The 17487-nt window shown below is 62.6% G+C and carries 14 protein-coding genes and 1 pseudogene; 9 read left to right on the top strand and 6 right to left on the bottom strand.

Features of this window, described 5'->3' with window-relative positions; all coding sequences use genetic code 11:
- Positions 1 to 254: 254 nt before the first annotated feature.
- Positions 255 to 575 (bottom strand): hypothetical protein, encoded by a 321-nt coding sequence (locus P0D71_RS32530; protein ID WP_091794408.1) that lies wholly within the window; start codon positions 573 to 575, stop codon positions 255 to 257.
- Positions 576 to 804: 229 nt separating this feature from the next.
- Here P0D71_RS32530 and ompR point away from each other — a divergent pair, with 229 nt between their 5' ends.
- The 4 genes from ompR (at position 805) to P0D71_RS32510 (ending at position 4327) form a co-directional block, all read left to right on the top strand.
- Positions 805 to 1539, top strand: a complete 735-nt coding sequence (ompR, locus tag P0D71_RS32525; protein WP_006048917.1) for an osmolarity response regulator transcription factor OmpR — start codon at positions 805 to 807, stop codon at positions 1537 to 1539.
- A 101-nt stretch (positions 1540 to 1640) separates the two neighbouring features.
- A complete protein-coding gene (locus tag P0D71_RS32520; RefSeq protein ID WP_007182020.1) occupies positions 1641 to 2990 on the top strand; it encodes an ATP-binding protein in 1350 nt (449 codons plus the stop codon).
- 185 nt (positions 2991 to 3175) lie between these two features.
- The gene (locus P0D71_RS32515; protein WP_091794410.1) at positions 3176 to 3724 is read left to right on the top strand and encodes a peroxiredoxin; all 549 of its coding nucleotides are present in this window, start codon (positions 3176 to 3178) and stop codon (positions 3722 to 3724) included.
- 78 nt (positions 3725 to 3802) lie between these two features.
- On the top strand, positions 3803 to 4327 hold the full coding sequence (locus tag P0D71_RS32510) for a carboxymuconolactone decarboxylase family protein (RefSeq protein WP_091794412.1): 525 nt from the start codon (positions 3803 to 3805) through the stop codon (positions 4325 to 4327).
- A 58-nt stretch (positions 4328 to 4385) separates the two neighbouring features.
- On the opposite strand, the gene ispF is transcribed toward P0D71_RS32510, so the two are convergent.
- Together ispF and ispD are read right to left on the bottom strand one after the other, a co-directional pair.
- Positions 4386 to 4865, bottom strand: a complete 480-nt coding sequence (gene ispF / locus P0D71_RS32505) for a 2-C-methyl-D-erythritol 2,4-cyclodiphosphate synthase (RefSeq protein ID WP_408483572.1) — start codon at positions 4863 to 4865, stop codon at positions 4386 to 4388.
- 45 nt (positions 4866 to 4910) lie between these two features.
- On the bottom strand, positions 4911 to 5624 hold the full coding sequence (gene ispD / locus P0D71_RS32500) for a 2-C-methyl-D-erythritol 4-phosphate cytidylyltransferase (protein WP_091794416.1): 714 nt from the start codon (positions 5622 to 5624) through the stop codon (positions 4911 to 4913).
- Positions 5625 to 5745: 121 nt separating this feature from the next.
- On the opposite strand from ispD, the gene mfd reads away from it, so the two are divergent.
- From mfd to mscL, 4 genes and pseudogenes are all read left to right on the top strand, one after another.
- A complete protein-coding gene (mfd, locus tag P0D71_RS32495) occupies positions 5746 to 9228 on the top strand; it encodes a transcription-repair coupling factor (protein ID WP_408292883.1) in 3483 nt (1160 codons plus the stop codon).
- A gap of 151 nt (positions 9229 to 9379) precedes the next feature.
- Positions 9380 to 10630, top strand: a complete 1251-nt coding sequence (gene argE / locus P0D71_RS32490) for an acetylornithine deacetylase (RefSeq protein ID WP_408483571.1) — start codon at positions 9380 to 9382, stop codon at positions 10628 to 10630.
- Between the two features lie 54 nt (positions 10631 to 10684).
- Positions 10685 to 11713 (top strand): annotated as a pseudogene (locus P0D71_RS32485) (threonine/serine dehydratase family protein); the annotation flags it as partial.
- A gap of 94 nt (positions 11714 to 11807) precedes the next feature.
- A complete protein-coding gene (gene mscL / locus P0D71_RS32480; RefSeq protein WP_091794425.1) occupies positions 11808 to 12254 on the top strand; it encodes a large conductance mechanosensitive channel protein MscL in 447 nt (148 codons plus the stop codon).
- A gap of 101 nt (positions 12255 to 12355) precedes the next feature.
- On the opposite strand, the gene P0D71_RS32475 is transcribed toward mscL, so the two are convergent.
- The 3 genes from P0D71_RS32475 to P0D71_RS32465 form a co-directional block, all read right to left on the bottom strand.
- Complete coding sequence (locus P0D71_RS32475; protein WP_408184649.1) at positions 12356 to 14329, bottom strand: hybrid sensor histidine kinase/response regulator; 1974 nt, start codon at positions 14327 to 14329, stop codon at positions 12356 to 12358.
- Between the two features lie 83 nt (positions 14330 to 14412).
- Entirely contained in the window at positions 14413 to 14916 is a 504-nt protein-coding gene (locus P0D71_RS32470; protein ID WP_408184648.1) for a response regulator, read from the bottom strand.
- A gap of 85 nt (positions 14917 to 15001) precedes the next feature.
- Positions 15002 to 16612: a sensor histidine kinase gene (locus tag P0D71_RS32465; RefSeq protein WP_408343460.1), complete on the bottom strand. Its 1611-nt coding sequence runs from the start codon at positions 16610 to 16612 to the stop codon at positions 15002 to 15004.
- Positions 16613 to 17013: 401 nt separating this feature from the next.
- On the opposite strand from P0D71_RS32465, the gene P0D71_RS32460 reads away from it, so the two are divergent.
- Positions 17014 to 17487, top strand: a 474-nt coding sequence (locus P0D71_RS32460; protein ID WP_408483570.1) for a hypothetical protein, incomplete at its 3' end; no start/stop codon positions are given.

Raw genomic sequence — 17487 nt, 5'->3', positions numbered from 1 at the left:
CCCATGCTGCCAACCTGCGGCGGCAATTACCACCTGTGAGCAATCTCATCATCGATCATCCGGATTGACGGGACACGTTGAACAAGCGGCGGCGCACGCAATGCATGCACGGCGCGCTTCGCATTGACGATTCAACGGCAGACGGGGCGGGAAGTTGACGAGGGAAGTGCAACGAATTTTTTCACGCACGGCGGAACGCGAAAGATGTTGCGGGACGAAGAGTGAAGCGCGTGCCAACGCAGGCACGAAAATAGCTATCGCTTATAGAGTTCGCGGACAGCGTCTTCGATATGCTGCCGTAACAGACGCCGTTCGTCGGGCGTCATATGACCATCACGACGGCGTTGATCGAGATCGGGGGGAACAGCGGTGCGCATAATCACATCCGACGCGGGGCGTTCGGTCGCGGGATCGTGGCGATTGGATCTGCCTGGCTTAGGCGAGCGCTCGCTCGCAGCTCTGTCGGCCGAAGGCTGGGCATGGGCGAGCGTTGGTACCAGTGAGCCTGCAAGCGTACCGGCTACCGCCAGTGCAATCACGCTGAGGCGCACATTCGGCCAAACCCCTCCCTTCATGTTGTTCCCTTCGTGGCGCGGCAACCGGCTACCTCAAATGCGTATACAGACCCCGGTAACGGGCCGGGTACGAGAGTTTTATTCGAGTGAAGTATCCACCGAACAGCCGCATTCAGTAAAGGAGTCTACCTGCCCCCGCTTTACGTCGTGCCACACTGCGGGTAAATTTTGTAACTGACTGTAACCCCGAAAACGATGCAAACGCGCACCACTTTCTAATCGCGCTAAGATGCCGACCATGGAAACCAAAAACCCTTCGAAAATTCTCGTCGTCGACGACGATCCGCGCCTGCGCGATCTGCTGCGCCGCTACCTCGGTGAACAGGGCTTCAATGTCTATGTCGCCGAGAACGCTCCTTCCATGAACAAGCTCTGGGTGCGTGAGCGCTTCGACCTGCTGGTGCTCGATCTGATGCTGCCCGGCGAAGACGGTCTGTCGATCTGCCGCCGTCTGCGCGGCAGCAACGACCGTACGCCCATCATCATGCTCACGGCCAAGGGTGAAGACGTCGATCGTATCGTCGGGCTCGAGATGGGCGCCGACGACTATCTGCCCAAGCCGTTCAATCCGCGCGAACTGGTTGCGCGGATCCACGCGGTGTTGCGCCGCCAGTCGCCTTCGGAGTTGCCGGGCGCGCCGTCCGAAACCACCGAGGTGTTCGAGTTCGGCGAGTTCGCCTTGAATCTCGCTACCCGCACGCTCACCAAGGCCGGCCAGGAAATTCCGCTGACCACGGGCGAGTTCTCGGTGCTCAAGGTGTTCGCGCGTCATCCGCGCCAGCCGCTGTCGCGTGAAAAGCTTATGGAACTCGCACGCGGCCGTGAGTACGAAGTCTTCGACCGCAGTCTCGACGTGCAGATTTCGCGTCTGCGCAAGCTGATCGAACCTGATCCGGGCAGCCCGCGTTTCATTCAGACCGTGTGGGGTCTGGGTTACGTGTTCATCCCCGACGGTGCAGCCTGAGTTTGCTCTCACCTCCAGTGTCGACCAGAGTTGGCGCTTCAGCGCTAACTCTGGTCCCATGCAAGGCCATTGCCTGCTTTGATTTCAGATAAGAAGGGCCCATGCGGATCGACCGGCGCCTCCTGACGCTCGCGTTCGGTGGCCTTTTCTGGCGGACGTTTCTGTTGATCGCGCTGTTGATCGCAGTCAGTCTCGCCGCGTGGTTCCAGAGCTTCCGGGTGATCGAACGCGAGCCGCGCGCGCAGCGCGTGGCGTTGCAGCTCGTCGCCATCGTCAAGCTCACGCGCACCGCACTCCTCTATTCCGATCCCGACCTGCGGCGCGCCCTGCTGCAGGATCTGGAGAGCAATGAGGGTGTGCGCGTGTACCCGCGCGAAACCACCGACAAGTACAAGCTTCAGCCCGACGAGTCGCTGAACCGGCTGATCGAACACGACATTCGCGGCCGCCTCGGCGACGACACCGTAATCGCGCAAAGCGTGAACGACATTCCCGGCGTGTGGATCAGCTTCAAGATCGACGACGACGATTACTGGGTCGCGCTCGACCGCGATCAGCTCGACAACGCCACCGGCTTGCAGTGGGCGGGCTGGGGCGTGTTCGCGCTGGCGTTGTCGCTGTTCGGCGCGGCATTCATCACGAGTCTCGTGAATCGTCCGTTCGCGCGCCTCGCCATGGCCGCTCGCAAAGTCGGCTCGGGGCAATCGCCAGAGCCGCTGCCCGAACGCGGCATGGGCGTGGCCGCGGAAACCAATCGCAGTTTCAACCAGATGGTGCAGGACCTCGAACAGCTCGAGGCCGACCGCGCACTGATGCTTGCCGGTATCTCGCACGACCTGCGCACGCCGCTTGCGCGGCTGCGTCTCGAAACCGAAATGAGTCCGTCGGATCAGGCCACCAAAGACGCAATGGTCGACGACATCGAACAGATGGACATGATCATCGGCCGGTTCCTCGATTACGCGCGGCCGGTGCAGCGCGTGCCGGAACCTGTCGACCTTTCCGTGATCGCAGGAGAACTGGCCGCGCGCATGCAGAGCGAAGACAGCATGCGGCTGATTACGCGGCTCGCGCCGTCGGCGGTGATCGAGGCCGATGAAACCGACATGCGGCGCGTGGTCGGCAACCTGCTGGAAAACGCGCGCAAATACGGCCTGAGCGACGGCGACGGCATTCCGCACGTGATTCTCGAAACGCGGGTGTCGCACTCACGGGTTGAACTGTCCGTGGTCGATGAAGGGCCGGGCATACCAGAAGACCAACTGGCGCTTGTCACACGGCCGTTCTATCGTGTGAATTCGGCACGCACCCAGGCGAACGGCACCGGCCTTGGCATGGCCATCGTTCAGCGCCTCGTGGGCCGATACCGCGGCGCGCTGCGCTTGCGTAACCGCACGCCAGGACCGGGGCTCGAAGTGACTATCGAGTTTCCGCTGGCCAAGGGTGTCTGAGCGCAGCAGTCTCATCCGCCCTTTTCCGCCATCTGCCGCACTGGATAACAACTACTCCGATAATTAGTTAAAAACTATTGGATTAATAGGTCAATAGAGTTATAGTGAATCACGTGTAACGCGCTCGTCTGCACGAGCTGGTAGCCTCAACATGCTGTTTTTCCAACACACGAAGGAGCATTCGCATGAAAACCGTTGGCGATAAACTCGAAGCGTTCACCGTCACTGCTGCAAAGCCGGGCTTCAACCATCCTGAGGAAAACGGCGTCTCGGCGTTCGAAGACATCACGGAGCAGTCGTTCCCGGGCAAGTGGAAGATCATCTATTTCTACCCGAAGGATTTCACGTTCGTGTGCCCGACGGAAATCGTCGAGTTCGGCAAGCTGGCCAAAGATTTTGAGGAACGCGACGCAGTGCTGCTGGGCGGCAGCGTCGATAACGAATTCGTGAAGCTGGCCTGGCGCCGCGAGCACAAGGATCTGGACAAGCTGAACCATTACGCGTTCGGCGACGTGAAAGGCGAGTTGATCGACCAGCTCGGCGTGCGTGACAAGGAAGCAGGCGTCGCGCTGCGCGCCACCTTCATTGTCGATCCGGACAATACGATCCAGCACGTTTCGGTGAATAACCTGAACGTCGGCCGCAACCCGGAAGAAGTGCTGCGTATTCTGGACGGCCTGCAAACGGACGAGCTGTGTCCTTGCAACCGCGCAGTCGGCGGCGCAACGCTCTAAACCGTGCGACCTGTCAAAAGCCCGCTAAGCTTGAACGAGCCGCGGGCTTTTTTATCGACGAACTGATAGGAGATCTCAATGGAATTCCTGGCTTCGATTAAGGCGCGTGTGCCTGACTATGCGAAAGACATCCGGCTGAATCTGGATGGGACGATCGCGCGCTCATCGCTCGAAGGCAATGACGCCGTCGGGGTCGCGCTAGCGGCCGCCTTCGCGGCGAAGAGCACGGTGATCGTCGACGCGATTCGCAATGCCGGCGTGTTGTCGCCGGAAGAGACCCAAGGCGCGCTGACGGCCGCTGCGCTGATGGGCATGAATAACGTCTGGTATCCGTACGTCGAGATGACGGAAAGCGCTGACCTGAAGTCGCAGCCGGCGCAGTTGCGCATGAACGCTTATGCGTCGCACGGCGGAGTGGATAAGCGGCGCTTCGAGATGTATGCGTTGGCGGCGTCGATCATCGGCAAGTGCCATTTTTGCGTGAAGTCGCACTTCGACACGCTGGTCGCCGAAGGCATGAGTTCCACGCAATTGCGAGACGTTGGCCGGATCGCCGCGGTGATCAACGCGACCGCGCAGTGCATTGCCGCCGAAGACAAGTAAGCCTCGATATGCGCGCAGTGCGATGCCGTTCCCGCTGCTGCGCGCGTTCTCAAACCAATCAGTTCTTGACCAGCAGAACCGCGGCCTGAGCCTCAATGCCCTCGCCTCGGCCCAGGTAGCCGAGCTTCTCGTTGGTCTTGGCCTTGACGTTGACGCGCTCGACCGGCAAACCCAGGTCGTCGGCGATATTGGCGCGCATGCCCTCGATATGCGGCGCCAGCTTCGGCGCCTGCGCCACCACGCTGCTATCCACGTTGGCGATGGAAAAGCCCGCCGCCTTCACGCGCGCGACGCATTCGCGCAGCAAAACCCGGCTGTCCGCGCCGGCGAACTTCGCATCGGTATCGGAGAAATGGCGGCCGATATCGCCCATCGCGGCCGCACCGAACAGGGCATCGGTAATGGCGTGCAGCAGCACGTCCGCGTCCGAATGACCGAGCAGGCCACGCTCATAGGGAATCGTCACGCCGCCGATAATCAACGGTCGTCCCGGCACCAGCGCGTGCACGTCATAGCCTTGCCCAATTCTGAAATCCATATGCGTCAAATCCTCAAGTCCGCTCGTTAAATTTGAAATTGCCCGTCATGAAGCCGCGGGGCGGCTGAGAATCGCCTCGGCCAGATCGAAGTCTTCCGGATAAGTCACCTTGAAGTTGCGCAAGCTGCCCTGCACCAGTTTCGGTGCATGACCCAGCCACTCGATCGCGCTTGCTTCGTCGGTCAGGTCGTGACCGTCGGCCTGCGCGCGCAGGATCGCCTCGCGCAACATGCCGATGCGGAACATCTGCGGCGTCTGCGCCTGCCACAAGCCGTCGCGCGCCTCGGTGCGCGCGATCCGGCCGTCGGTCGAGTTCGCGTCGATCCGTTTGAGCGTGTCCGCGACCGGCAAGGCCATGATGCCGCCCACCGCGTCGTCCTTCAGCGCGCCGATCAGCGTGCGGATCAGCGCGGGGGTAATGCCGGGGCGCGCCGCGTCGTGCACCAGCACCCAGTCGTCGTCGTGGGCGCCGAACTCGGCGAGCGCGTGCAGGCCGTTGAGCACCGAGGCCTGGCGCGACGCTCCACCGCTGCGGCGCACGGCGAAACGCAAGCCGCCGAAGCGGCGGGCGTCGAAATGGGCGTCATCAGGGGCGATCACGACGAGGGTTTGCGCAAACTCGCTGCAGGCGTCGAACGCCGCCAGCGAGTAATGCAACATGTCGCGGCCGGCGACAGTGCGATATTGTTTGGGCATCGCGGCGCCGGAACGGCTGCCGGTGCCTGCGCACGGAATCAGGGCAAATAGACGGGAAGTCACGAGTGCGGATGCCGCGAAGTCAAAGTAAAGGACGGATTTTATAATAGGTCCTTCGCATCCACGCCCCGACACGCGTAAACTTGCCGGTCACGTGTGAGCCTGAGGCCGTTTTTTCTCATCTATGCCAGACATCGCCGCATCATCGCAGTACTCCCCGCCCGTCGCGCTCGTCAAGGCCGGCCAGCGTTTCGCCTTCGACGGCACGCACGGCTCGTCCGACGCGCTGCTGATCGCCCGCTACCATCTCGCCTATCGCGAGAAGGTGCCGCTGCTCGCGGTCGTGTGCGAAAGCGCCGTCGATGCGCAGCGTCTGGCGCAGGAAATCGGCTTCTTCGCGCCCGAGGCGCGCGTGCGCCTGCTGCCGGACTGGGAAACGCTGCCTTACGATACCTTTTCACCGCACCAGGATCTGGTCTCGGAGCGTCTCGCCACGCTGCACGATCTCGGCGAAGGCCGTTGCGACATCCTGCTGGTGCCCGCCACCACGGCGTTGTACCGCATGCCGCCCGCGTCGTTCCTCGCGGCTTATACGTTCTCCTTCTCGCAGGGCCAGCGCCTCGACGAAGCCAAACTCAAGGCCCAGTTGACGCTGGCCGGCTACGAGCACGTGAGCCAAGTGGTGCGCCCGGGCGAGTACTGCGTACGCGGCTCGCTGCTCGATCTCTATCCGATGGGCTCGCCCTTGCCCTACCGGATCGACCTGTTCGACGACCAGGTCGACTCGATTCGCGCGTTCGACCCGGACACCCAGCGCAGCCTGTACCCGGTGAAAGACGTGCGCCTGCTGCCGGGCCGCGAATTTCCATTCGATGAAGCCGCCCGCACCGCTTTTCGCAGCCGCTGGCGCGAGACCTTCGAGGGCGACCCGAGCCGCGCGTCGATTTACAAGGACATCGGCAACGGCGTGCCGTCCGCGGGCATCGAATACTATCTGCCGCTCTTCTTCGACGAAACCGCCACGCTGTTCCACTATCTGCCAGAAGGCGCGCAACTGGCATTCGTCGGCGATCTGGACGCGGCGATCCGGCGCTTTACCAACGACACGAAGCAGCGCTACAACTTCCTGTCGCATGACCGCGACCGGCCGATTCTGGAACCGCAGCGGCTGTTCCTGTCGGACGAAGATTTCTTCACGTTCGCCAAGCCCTTCGCGCGGCTCGCGCTGCCTGCCAACGCCGGCGGCGGCTGGTCCACTCCGTTGCCGAACCTCGCTATCGACCGTCACGCGGAAGATCCGGTAGCGGCCTTGCGCACGTATCTCGACACCACGCCGAATCGCGTGCTGTTCGCCACCGAATCGGCAGGCCGGCGCGAAACGCTGCTGCAGTTGCTCGCCGACAATCACCTGAAACCGGCGTCGAGCGACAGTTTTCAGGACTGGCTCACGAGCGACGAGCGCTTTTCATTGGGCGTCGCGCCGCTCGCCAACGGTTTTGCCGTGCCGGTCGACGGCATCGCGATCATCACCGAGACCGAGCTCTATGGTCCGCTTGCGCGTCGTGCGGGGCGCCGCCGCCAGGAACAGGCGAGCAACGTCGATTCGATGGTGCGCGATCTGTCCGAGCTCAAGGTCGGCGATCCGGTCGTGCATTCGCAGCACGGCATCGGCCGCTATATGGGCCTCATCACCATGGATCTCGGCGAAGGCGAGACCGAGTTTCTGCACCTCGAATACGCCGGCGACAGCAAGCTGTATGTGCCGGTCGCGCAGTTGCACGTGATCTCGCGCTATAGCGGCGCCGATCCGGAAAGCGCGCCGTTGCACTCGCTCGGCTCGGGCCAGTGGGAAAAAGCCAAGCGCAAGGCGGCGCAGCAGATTCGCGATACCGCCGCCGAATTGCTGAACCTGTATGCCCGTCGCGCGCTGCGCGAAGGCCATGCGTTCGCACTCGAACCGAAAGACTACGTGAAGTTCGCGGAGAGCTTCGGCTTCGAGGAAACGCCGGACCAGGCCGCCGCGATCGCGGCCGTGATCGGCGACATGACGAGCGGTAAACCGATGGATCGGCTCGTGTGCGGCGACGTCGGCTTCGGCAAGACGGAGGTCGCGTTGCGGGCCGCGTTCATCGCGGTGATGGGCGGCAAGCAGGTGGCACTGCTCTCGCCCACCACGCTGCTCGCCGAACAGCACACGCAAACTTTCAGCGACCGTTTCTCCGACTGGCCGGTGCGGATCGCCGAACTGTCGCGCTTCAAGTCGACCAAGGAAGTCAACGCGGCGATCCAGCAGATCAACGAGGGCACGGTCGATATCGTGATCGGCACGCACAAGCTGCTCTCGTCCGACGTGCAGTTCAAGCGGCTGGGCCTCGTGATCATCGACGAGGAACACCGTTTCGGCGTGCGCCAGAAAGAAGCGTTGAAGGCGTTGCGCGCCGAAGTAGACGTGCTCACGCTCACGGCCACGCCGATCCCGCGTACGCTCGGCATGGCACTCGAAGGCCTGCGCGATTTCTCCGTGATCGCCACCGCGCCGCAAAAGCGCCTTGCGATCAAAACCTTCGTGCGCCGCGAAGAAGACAGCGTGATTCGCGAAGCCATGTTGCGCGAGTTGAAGCGTGGCGGCCAGGTGTACTTCCTGCACAACGAAGTCGAGACGATCGAGAATCGCCGGCAAATGCTCGAAGCGTTGGTGCCCGAAGCGCGTATTGCGGTCGCGCATGGTCAGATGCATGAACGCGAACTCGAACGCGTGATGCGCGACTTCGTTGCGCAACGCGCCAACGTATTGCTGTGCACGACGATTATCGAAACCGGTATCGACGTGCCGAGCGCCAACACGATCCTGATTCACCGCGCCGACAAGTTCGGTCTCGCGCAACTGCATCAGTTGCGTGGCCGTGTGGGCCGCTCGCACCACCAGGCGTATTCGTATCTGCTGGTCCACGATCCGCAAGGGCTCACCAAGCAGGCGCAGCGCCGCCTCGAAGCGATCCAGCAGATGGAGGAACTCGGCTCGGGCTTCTATCTGGCCATGCACGACCTGGAAATTCGCGGCACGGGCGAAGTGCTTGGCGACAAGCAATCGGGCGAGATTCACGAGATCGGCTTCCAGCTTTATACCGACATGCTGAACGACGCCGTGAAGGCGCTCAAGGAAGGCAAGGAGCCCGACCTCACCGCGCCGCTCGCCGCGACTACGGAGATCAACCTGCATGCGCCGGCAATTTTGCCAGCGGACTATTGCGGCGATGTGCAGGAGCGTCTGTCGCTCTACAAGCGGCTGGCTAATTGCGAACACAACGATTCGATCGACAGCATTCAGGAAGAGTTGATCGACCGTTTCGGCAAGCTGCCGCCGCAAGCGCACGCGCTCGTGGAGACGCATCGTTTGCGGCTTGCCGCGAAGCCGCTGGGCATTTCGAAGATCGATGCCGGCGAAGCCGTGATCGGCTTGCAGTTCATTCCCAATCCGCCAATCGACGCGATGCGGATCATCGAGATGGTGCAGAAACACAAGCACATCAAGCTCGCGGGCCAGGACAAGCTGCGTATCGAAACGCGCAGCCCCGATCTTGCGGTACGTGTCGCCACGGTCAAGGAAACCTTGCGTGCGCTCGGCACTCCGAGCCGCGGCACCGCCGCGAGTGTCGCCGCACGCTGAGACCGTGGACGGCGACGGCCTGGCGCCGCGTTGAAAAACCGCGGTACGTGTAGCATTTTTCGTTCATGCTGCGGTGCGCAAACGCGCACCGCAGCGTACGGACGGGTTTTTTTTGGGTATGATCGAAAGACTCAAATGCCGGAGCCTTGTCATGTCGCACGTCGCTGAATCAGCGCAGTCTTCCCCGTCTCCCGACTCTGTTTCGAATCCCGCCTCCTCTGCGTCACTACCCGCTTCACTGCCTTGGGTCACCCGTCTCGTGTCGATGGACACGGTCAGCCGCAATCCGAATCTCGGCCTGATCGAAACCGTGCGCGACGAGCTGCGCGCCGTCGGTATCGAGGCCACGCTCACGCACGACGAAAGCGGCAAATGGGCCAACCTGTTCGCGACGATTCCCGCACACGACGGCGAAACGAACGGCGGCGTGGTGCTGTCGGGTCACACGGACGTCGTACCCGTGGACGGCCAGAAATGGGACAGCGATCCGTTCAAGCCGGAAATTCGCGGCGACAAACTCTACGGCCGCGGCACCTGCGATATGAAAGGCTTTATCGGCGCGGCGCTCGCGCTCGTGCCGGACATGCAGCGCACCAAACTCGCCAAGCCGATTCACTTCGCCCTGTCGTTCGACGAGGAAGTGGGCTGTGCTGGCGCGCCCCTCCTGATTGCCGACCTGATGAAGCGCGGTGTGAAGCCGGACGGCTGCATTGTCGGCGAGCCGACCAGCATGCGGCCCATCGTGGCGCACAAAGGCATCAACGCCTACCAGTGCTGCGTGCGCGGTCAGGCCGCGCACTCGTCGCTCACGCCGAAGGGTTTGAACGCGATCGAATACGCCGCGCGTCTGATCTGCTACATCCGCGACATGGCCGACCAGTTCCGCGCGCAAGGCCCGTTCGACGAACTGTACGACGTGCCCTTCACCACCGCGCAAACCAGCACGATCGTGGGCGGCAATGCGATCAACACGGTGCCGGCCGAATGCAAGTTCCAGTTCGAATTCCGCAACCTGCCCACGCTCGATCCCGAGCCGATTTTTGCGCGCATCGATCAATACGCGCGCGAAACGCTGCTGCCGAAAATGTTGCGCGAGCATCCATCGGCGGCAATCGAGATTACGAAGATTGCCGCGGCGCCCGGCCTCGATTCGTCTGAACAAGCCGCCATCACGCAACTGGTGCGCGCGTTGACCGCCGATCAGGACAAGCGCAAGGTCGCTTACGGCACGGAAGCCGGTCTCTTCTCGCTGGCGGGGATTCCGAGCATCGTCTGCGGTCCGGGCAACATCGAACAGGCGCACAAGGCCAACGAATTCGTCGCGCTGGATCAGCTGGTGGCGTGCGAGCGCTTCTTGCAGAAATTCATTCACAGCATGTCGGTCGACGCGCACGCGCACTGAAACCGAGCCGCCTGAAAACAGTCTTACTCATACCGACCCTCGCACGCCCACGCCATGTCAACTGCCGCGCCGCAACACACCGACCATACGATCGACGGCGAGCCGATCCCCACGCTCGACGACATCGCCGCGCAGCATTTTGCGTTGACGCCGTGGGTGACGCGAACGCCGGTATTCGACAGAGTGGACTTTCCATCGCTGGAAGGCACGCTGGTGAATTTCAAGTTCGAACTGCTGCAGGCGGGCGGCAGCTTCAAGGCGCGCGGCGCGTTCACCAATCTGCTCGCACTCGACGAAGCCCAACGCAGCGCGGGCGTCACGTGCGTGTCGGGCGGCAATCATGCGGTGGCGGTCGCGTATGCGGCCATGCGCCTTGGCATCAGCGCCAAGGTCGTGCTGTTTCGCGCGGCCAATCCGGCGCGCGTGGCGCTGTGCCGGCAGTATCGCGCCGAGATCGTATTCGCGGAGAACATTGCCGAGGCATTCGAACTGGTGCGCCGCATCGAGGCGGAAGAAGGCCGCTATTTCGTGCATCCGTTCAACGGCTATCGCACGGTGCTGGGTTCGGCCACGCTCGGCTACGAGTGGGTCACGCAAACGCCCGATCTCGAAGCGGTGATCGTGCCGATCGGCGGCGGCGGCCTCGCCGCCGGTGTCGCGACGGCCATGCGGCTCGCGAATCCGAACGTGCATATCTATGGTGTGGAGCCGGAAGGCGCGGACGTGATGGGCAAGAGTTTCGCCGCCAATCACACGGTCAAGATGGGCCAGATGCACGGCATTGCCGATTCGCTCATGTCGCCGCACACCGAGGAATACAGCTACGAATTGTGCCGCCGTCATATCGATCAGCTCGTCACGGTATCCGACGACCAGTTGCGCGCGGCGATGCTCACCTTGTTCGGACAACTGAAGCTTGCTGTCGAACCGGCCTGCGCGGCAGCCACCGCCGGCTTGCTCGGCCCGCTGCGCGAACAGTTGCAAGGCAAGCGCGTGGGCGTTCTGTTGTGCGGCACCAATACCGACCCGGTTACATTTGCAGCGCATATCGAGCGCGCGCGGCATAGCGAGTCACTGTTTCCTCAATTTAAAAAAAACGTCGCGTTCCTGGCCAAAAGACTAGCCTATCCTTCTCAGGTTGGTATCATTCGAACATCGACTTCTGGGAGGAACCTCTATGAGCATGGTCAAGGAATTCAAGGAATTTGCCCTCAAGGGCAACGTGATGGATCTCGCGGTCGGTGTGATTATCGGCGGCGCGTTCTCCACCATCGTCAATTCGATTGTCAAAGACCTGATCATGCCGGTTGTCGGGGTTGCCACCGGCGGCCTCGATTTCTCCAATAAGTTTGTTCGCCTCGGCGACATTCCTCCCAGCTTCAAAGGCAGCCCCGAGTCGTATAAAGACTTGCAAACGGCGGGCGTCGCCGTATTCGGTTATGGCTCGTTCATCACCGTACTGATCAACTTCCTGATTCTCGCGTTCATCATTTTCCTGATGGTCAAGTTCATCAACAATCTGCGCAAGCCGGCTGAAGCCGCACCGGCAGCACCGCCGCCGACACCGGAAGACGTGCTGCTGCTGCGCGAAATCCGCGATTCGTTGAAGAACTCACCGCGTTAAACGTTCCGGCACGTCAGCCGCCGGCAAAGCAAAAGGCCTGTTGCGAGTCAATCGCAACAGGCCTTTTTCATATCGTGAGCCGATGCGCGCGGCGCGCACCCTCAAACCTCTTTCTGCTCCTTCCGACTGACCGCGCCTTCGATCATCGTCTCGAGCTGGCTGAAATTGACAGGCTTGGTTAAATGCGAAGTAAAGCCGGCACTGAGGCAACGACGCACGTCTTCGTCGGTGCCGAAGCCGGTCAACGCCACCGCGGGCGCGTCCGAGTGTTCGCGGAACGCCTTGATGAAGTCGAGGCCCGTGCCGTCGGGCAAACCCACGTCGCTGACAACCAGATCGAAATTCTGCACTTGAGTAGCGGCCAGCGCGTCGTCCACCCGGCCCACCGTCGTCACCTCGTGGCCGAGGCTGCGAATCAGTTGCGCCATGACCTCGGCGGTGTCCACGTGATCTTCGATCAGCAGGATGTTCAGCAGGCCGGCCGGATGCACGGCGTCCGGCACTACGACGGGTGAAGTTACCTCCGGCGGCATGGCCGTCGGCAAGGTGATCGTGAAGGTTGCGCCGCAATGTGCACCGGGGCTTTGCGCGGTCACCGTGCCGCCGTGCACGTCGGTCAGCGCCTTCGTGATCGCGAGCCCGAGGCCGAGACCGCCGAATTGCCGCGTCATGTTCTGGTTGCCCTGCTCGAAAGCATTGAACAGTTTGCCGATCTGCTCCGGCTCGATGCCGATCCCCGTATCTTCGACCGAGATCTGCACATGCATGCGTTCGTCGCGCGTGCGTACGTAAATATGGCCGCCGTCCGGCGTGAACTTGGCGGCATTGCGAATCAGGTTCCACAGCATCTGTTGCAGCCGGGCGCGATCGGCCAGCACGTAATGATGCCGGGCGTTCTTGTGAACATGCACGTCCTGCTGCTTGACCTGGATCTCGCTGCGAAACAGTTCGAGCACGCTGTCCATCACGTCGTGCACGTCGACGGTTTCCAGCGTCAGGCGCAATTTGCCGTTCGCCACTCGCGTCAGGTCGAGCAGGTCGTCGATCAACCGCGCTTCGAGTTCGACGTTGCGGCGGATCATGCGCACGCTCGCGCGCGCCTGATCGGGCAGCCCCGGAATCATCTCCAGCACGCTGGCGCCCGCGAGCACCGGCGTGAGCGGCGTACGCAATTCATGCGACAGCATGGCCAGAAAGCGGTCCTTGGCGCGGTTCGCTTCTTCGGCAATCTGGCGCGCGGCCTGCTCCGACGCGAGCAGCCGCTCGCGCTCCTCGATCGCCTCGCGCTGCGAATGAATGTCCGTGCAACTGCCGAACCATTTGCTGATGTTGCCTTCGGCGTCGCGCATCGCCACCACCCGCGCGTCGAACCAGCGGTATTCGCCGTCGTGGCGGCGAATCCGCAGCTCGTGCCGGTAGTCGCCGGCGTTGCCCGACACCGCCTTGAGCCAGCTGCGGCGAATCGCTTCGCGGTCGTCCGGATGCACCGCGTCGAGCCAGGCGAGACCATGCGAGCTGCCTTCGGCAAGGCCCGTGTAGTCGTACCACTGCTTCGACAGAAAATCGCAGTCGCCCGCGGCGTTGCAGGTCATGACAAGGTGCGGCAACGCCTCCGACAAGGTCCGGTAATGCTGCTCGCGATCGCGCAACAGCAAGGCTTCGTCCGACGCTCGCTGCAGACGCACTTGCGAGAGCACCCGTTCGACGGCTTCGGGAAGGTAATCGAGGTAATCGCCGGATTTCGGCACCACGTCCGACACGCCCGCGCGCAGCGCTTCAATGACGCGCGATTCGTCGGTAAAGCCGGTCACGAGGATGGCGGGAATCCGCACGCCTTCCGCGCGCAACCGGCGAAAGAAGTCGAGGCCGGTCTCCGGCCCGCTGAGTTGATAGTCGAGCACCAGCAAATCGGGGCCGCCGCCCGCGAGCCGCTCACGGGCCGCGTCGACGCCGGCGCAGATGGCGACCCGGCAGCCGGCGCGCTCGAGCGACTTGCGCGCGAGCCGCAGGATGCCTTCGTCGTCATCGACGACGAGCACGTAGGCGGCATGCTGCGTGGACACGTCTTCGGTCATGCGGAGTCTTCTCTGGCTAGGATCTTCAAGTGGTCTCTATCTTGTCACGAGCGGCTTTCGGCCACCTTCATGCGAGTGTTGCATTACGGCGCCGCGAGGCGCTGCCCGGACGGCAGTTTGACCACTTGCAGGAAAAACCCGAGGCGGCGCACGGCTTCGATGAACGCATCGTATTCGACCGGCTTCGTAATGTAGACGTTGCAGCCGAGTTCGTAGCAGCGCGCGATTTCCCGCGGATCGTCGGTGGTGGTCAATACGATCACCGGCACGGCGGCCGTCTGTGGCGATTCTTTGAGACGTCGCAAGACTTCGAAGCCGTCTACCCGCGGCATTTTCAGATCGAGCAGGACGACGAAATTCATCAGATCTTCGCGCGCCGGGCAAGACTTGCCCGCCTGGTCGACGCCGGCACTCGCGGCGGCGTCCGCCGGCGCCGGGCCGAAGAAATAATCGAGGGCCTGCTGGCCGTCGTGAAAACGCACGAAACCGTTCGAAATGCCGGCACGGCGCAAATTGCGCTCCACGAGCGTGGCGTGGCCGTCGTCATCTTCGATCAGAACGATGCTGACCGTTTCCCCGTGACTCATATGCTCTCCGTGCTGAACGATGCGTGGATGCCTGCCCGCCCGTGATTATCTTCGCTGCCGCCGCGTCTGCGCGCTCATGTCATGTTCAAAGGCGTGCGGGCTGTTCCGGCAATACGACGAAAAAGGTCGAACCCGCGCCTTCCGCCGATTCGACCCACACCCGCCCGCCATGCCGCTCAACCATGCGCCGCACCACGGCGAGGCCGATGCCGTCGCCTTCGGCGACGTCGCCGTGCAGGCGCTGAAATGCCCTGAACACTTTCGACATATACGCAGCCGGAATGCCGAGGCCGTTGTCGCGCACATAATACGTGCGCATGCGCACCGCGCGCGGCTCCGTGTCCTCGACCGGCTCGGGTTCCAGCGCGCCGACTTCGATGCGTCCGTTGCGCGCCGGATCCAGATAATTCAGTGCATTGCCGATCAGGTTGCTGAAAATCTGCTCGATCGCGCCCGGGTCGCCCCATGCGGGCGGCAACTCGCGCACGGTCACCACGGCCGAGCGTTGGCCGATCACGCCTTGCAGCGCGTCGACCACCCGGCCCACCACGCGCCCGACGCTCACGCGCTGCCACTGATATTCGAGCCGGCCGGCGCGCGAAATCCGCAACAGCGCGTCGATGATGGCGGCGGCTTGCGTCACCGCGGTGCGCAAATAGTGCAAGGACTCGCGCACGTCGCCATCGAGAATATGCACCATACGTTTATGCTCGGCTTCCGGCAATCTGGCCGCCTCGACGACGCTATCCAGTTCATTACAGGAGACCTGCAACTCCTTCGAGAAACCTTGCAGATTCACCAATGGCGAGCGCAGATCGTGCGACACGCTGTAGATGAACATTTCATTGTCTTGCGTCTCCTGACGCAACTCCTCGTTGACGCCGGCCAGTTCGCTCGCGCGCGCTTCGAGCCGCGTTTTCAACATGGCCTGCTCGGCCTCGGCCTCGCGCAGACGCGTACCGGTCTGATGCAGCACCGTGTCGAGCGCGGCGATTTCGTCGCTGCCCGACAAAGGCGCGGCGAGCGTGCGCCCGCTGCCCAGACGCTCCGCGTTACCGGTCAACACTTCCAGCCGGCGGCCGATGCTGCGCGCAAACACCATGGCGGTCGCCGCCCAGATCAGCATCGAGCCCAGCACGGCGCCGATCAGCGCGTATTGCTGACGCGCCCGCCGTCGCGCGAGCGCCGCCGAGCGGTCCGCGTCGAGCCGCGACGCTTCGTCGCCGAACGCCGCGAGTTCCTCGCGAAATAGCGCGATCTGCTGCGGCAACGCGCCGGTCTCCAGCGCGGCGAACGAATTCGGCGCCCGTCCCGCATGCAGCGCCTGCGAGATCGCGACAGTCTGCGCGCGATAGGCGTCGATCGCCCGCTGCATCTTGTGCACGCGCTCGACCTGTTGCGGCGCATCGGCAACCAAAACTTCGAGCTTCGACAGACGATCGCCGAGATCGACCCAGACGGTATGGCGGTCGATCAGCGACGCGTCGCCGATCACCATGGCGGTGCGAACCCGCGCCGCCTGACGCAACAACGGATCGACAATGGCCGACGACTGATAAAGGATCTGCTTGCTGTTGGTAACCCACTGCGCGGCCTGCGCTGTCTGCTCCTGGGTATCGAAGACGACGCCGAGAAGCGCCAGTTCGACCGCGCTTGGCACGGCGATCAGCAGCAGACCCTTCGTGAATAGTTTCATGTTCGCCCGAAGGGTCGCAAAGGGTCGCTCAAGCCGCGGCGCTCGTAATGCCGGCCATGCCGCGCCGCGCTGGCGGCCTTGGCGGTGACGGGATCGGCGAGCATGGCGCAGTGCAGCCGGACGGGCCATTATCGACGTGAATTGGAGATATTTCAACGTAGCGGCAAGATGCGCTCGCCCACACAAAAATGACTTTTTTATTGGTATGAGATGTTTTTTCCGCGCCTCGTGCGTCTATGATGGAGACAGATGTGCTGGGAAGCGAAAGCGCGCGGCGAGGCGGTTCGGCATGATTCGTGCGGGAGGCGGTGGGGCGGCGCAGTCGTCGAATCACCGTGAATCCGGCCTTGTCGTATGCTATAAAAGATCGACGTGCGGCGCGCGAAGCCGGGAGTGGTCGCATGAGGACGCTGCGTTTCTTGCAATTCTTTTTCAGGCGAATTTTTATGTCCTTCCCGAAAAAGCGTAGACGCGCGAAGGTGGACGGCGATGAGTCGTTCCTCGCGGTACTACGGCATTTCAAGCCGTTCGGTCAGCTCGACACCAAAATTGCGCGTGCTCGCGCGCAAGACGAGCCGGTCCTTTATGCGCACGTGCTGCCTGGGCTCGACGTACTCTTGTGCAGTGTGCGTGGCGCACAACCGCCCTATCCGGCTCCCGCCGAATTGCGGCGCCGCTGCATCGAATCCATTACCAATGCACTGGAGCAACCGCTCGACGGGCTCGAGAACGGCGGTTACTGGTATGAGGCGGATGGCTTCGGTTTCCTGGTGTTCGCCAGCCGGGCTCGCGGCAAGATTCTCACGGAATTCGGCGCGACCCGCATTGGCGGCGCCCGTCGTGGGGTTCGCCGTCAGGACGCGGCCGGGGATGCG

Origin of the sequence: Paraburkholderia sp. RL17-383-BIF-A, assembly GCF_046028015.1 — a bacterium.
Lineage (GTDB): Bacteria > Pseudomonadota > Gammaproteobacteria > Burkholderiales > Burkholderiaceae > Paraburkholderia.
Note: the sequence above shows the minus strand (reverse complement) of the source record. Positions and strands in the feature narration are given on the sequence as shown.

Excerpts from the sequence above, each read along its gene's own strand:
- P0D71_RS32520 (WP_007182020.1), top strand. The coding sequence starts at position 1,641 with ATGCGGATCGACCGGCGCCTCCTGACGCTCGCGTTCGGTGGCCTTTTC.
- P0D71_RS32475 (WP_408184649.1), bottom strand. The coding sequence starts at position 14,329 with ATGACCGAAGACGTGTCCACGCAGCATGCCGCCTACGTGCTCGTCGTC.
- mfd (WP_408292883.1), top strand. The coding sequence starts at position 5,746 with ATGCCAGACATCGCCGCATCATCGCAGTACTCCCCGCCCGTCGCGCTC.
- argE (WP_408483571.1), top strand. The coding sequence starts at position 9,380 with ATGTCGCACGTCGCTGAATCAGCGCAGTCTTCCCCGTCTCCCGACTCT.
- P0D71_RS32465 (WP_408343460.1), bottom strand. The coding sequence starts at position 16,612 with ATGAAACTATTCACGAAGGGTCTGCTGCTGATCGCCGTGCCAAGCGCG.
- P0D71_RS32515 (WP_091794410.1), top strand. The coding sequence starts at position 3,176 with ATGAAAACCGTTGGCGATAAACTCGAAGCGTTCACCGTCACTGCTGCA.
- P0D71_RS32530 (WP_091794408.1), bottom strand. The coding sequence starts at position 575 with ATGAAGGGAGGGGTTTGGCCGAATGTGCGCCTCAGCGTGATTGCACTG.
- mscL (WP_091794425.1), top strand. The coding sequence starts at position 11,808 with ATGAGCATGGTCAAGGAATTCAAGGAATTTGCCCTCAAGGGCAACGTG.
- P0D71_RS32510 (WP_091794412.1), top strand. The coding sequence starts at position 3,803 with ATGGAATTCCTGGCTTCGATTAAGGCGCGTGTGCCTGACTATGCGAAA.
- ompR (WP_006048917.1), top strand. The coding sequence starts at position 805 with ATGCCGACCATGGAAACCAAAAACCCTTCGAAAATTCTCGTCGTCGAC.
- ispF (WP_408483572.1), bottom strand. The coding sequence starts at position 4,865 with ATGGATTTCAGAATTGGGCAAGGCTATGACGTGCACGCGCTGGTGCCG.
- P0D71_RS32470 (WP_408184648.1), bottom strand. The coding sequence starts at position 14,916 with ATGAGTCACGGGGAAACGGTCAGCATCGTTCTGATCGAAGATGACGAC.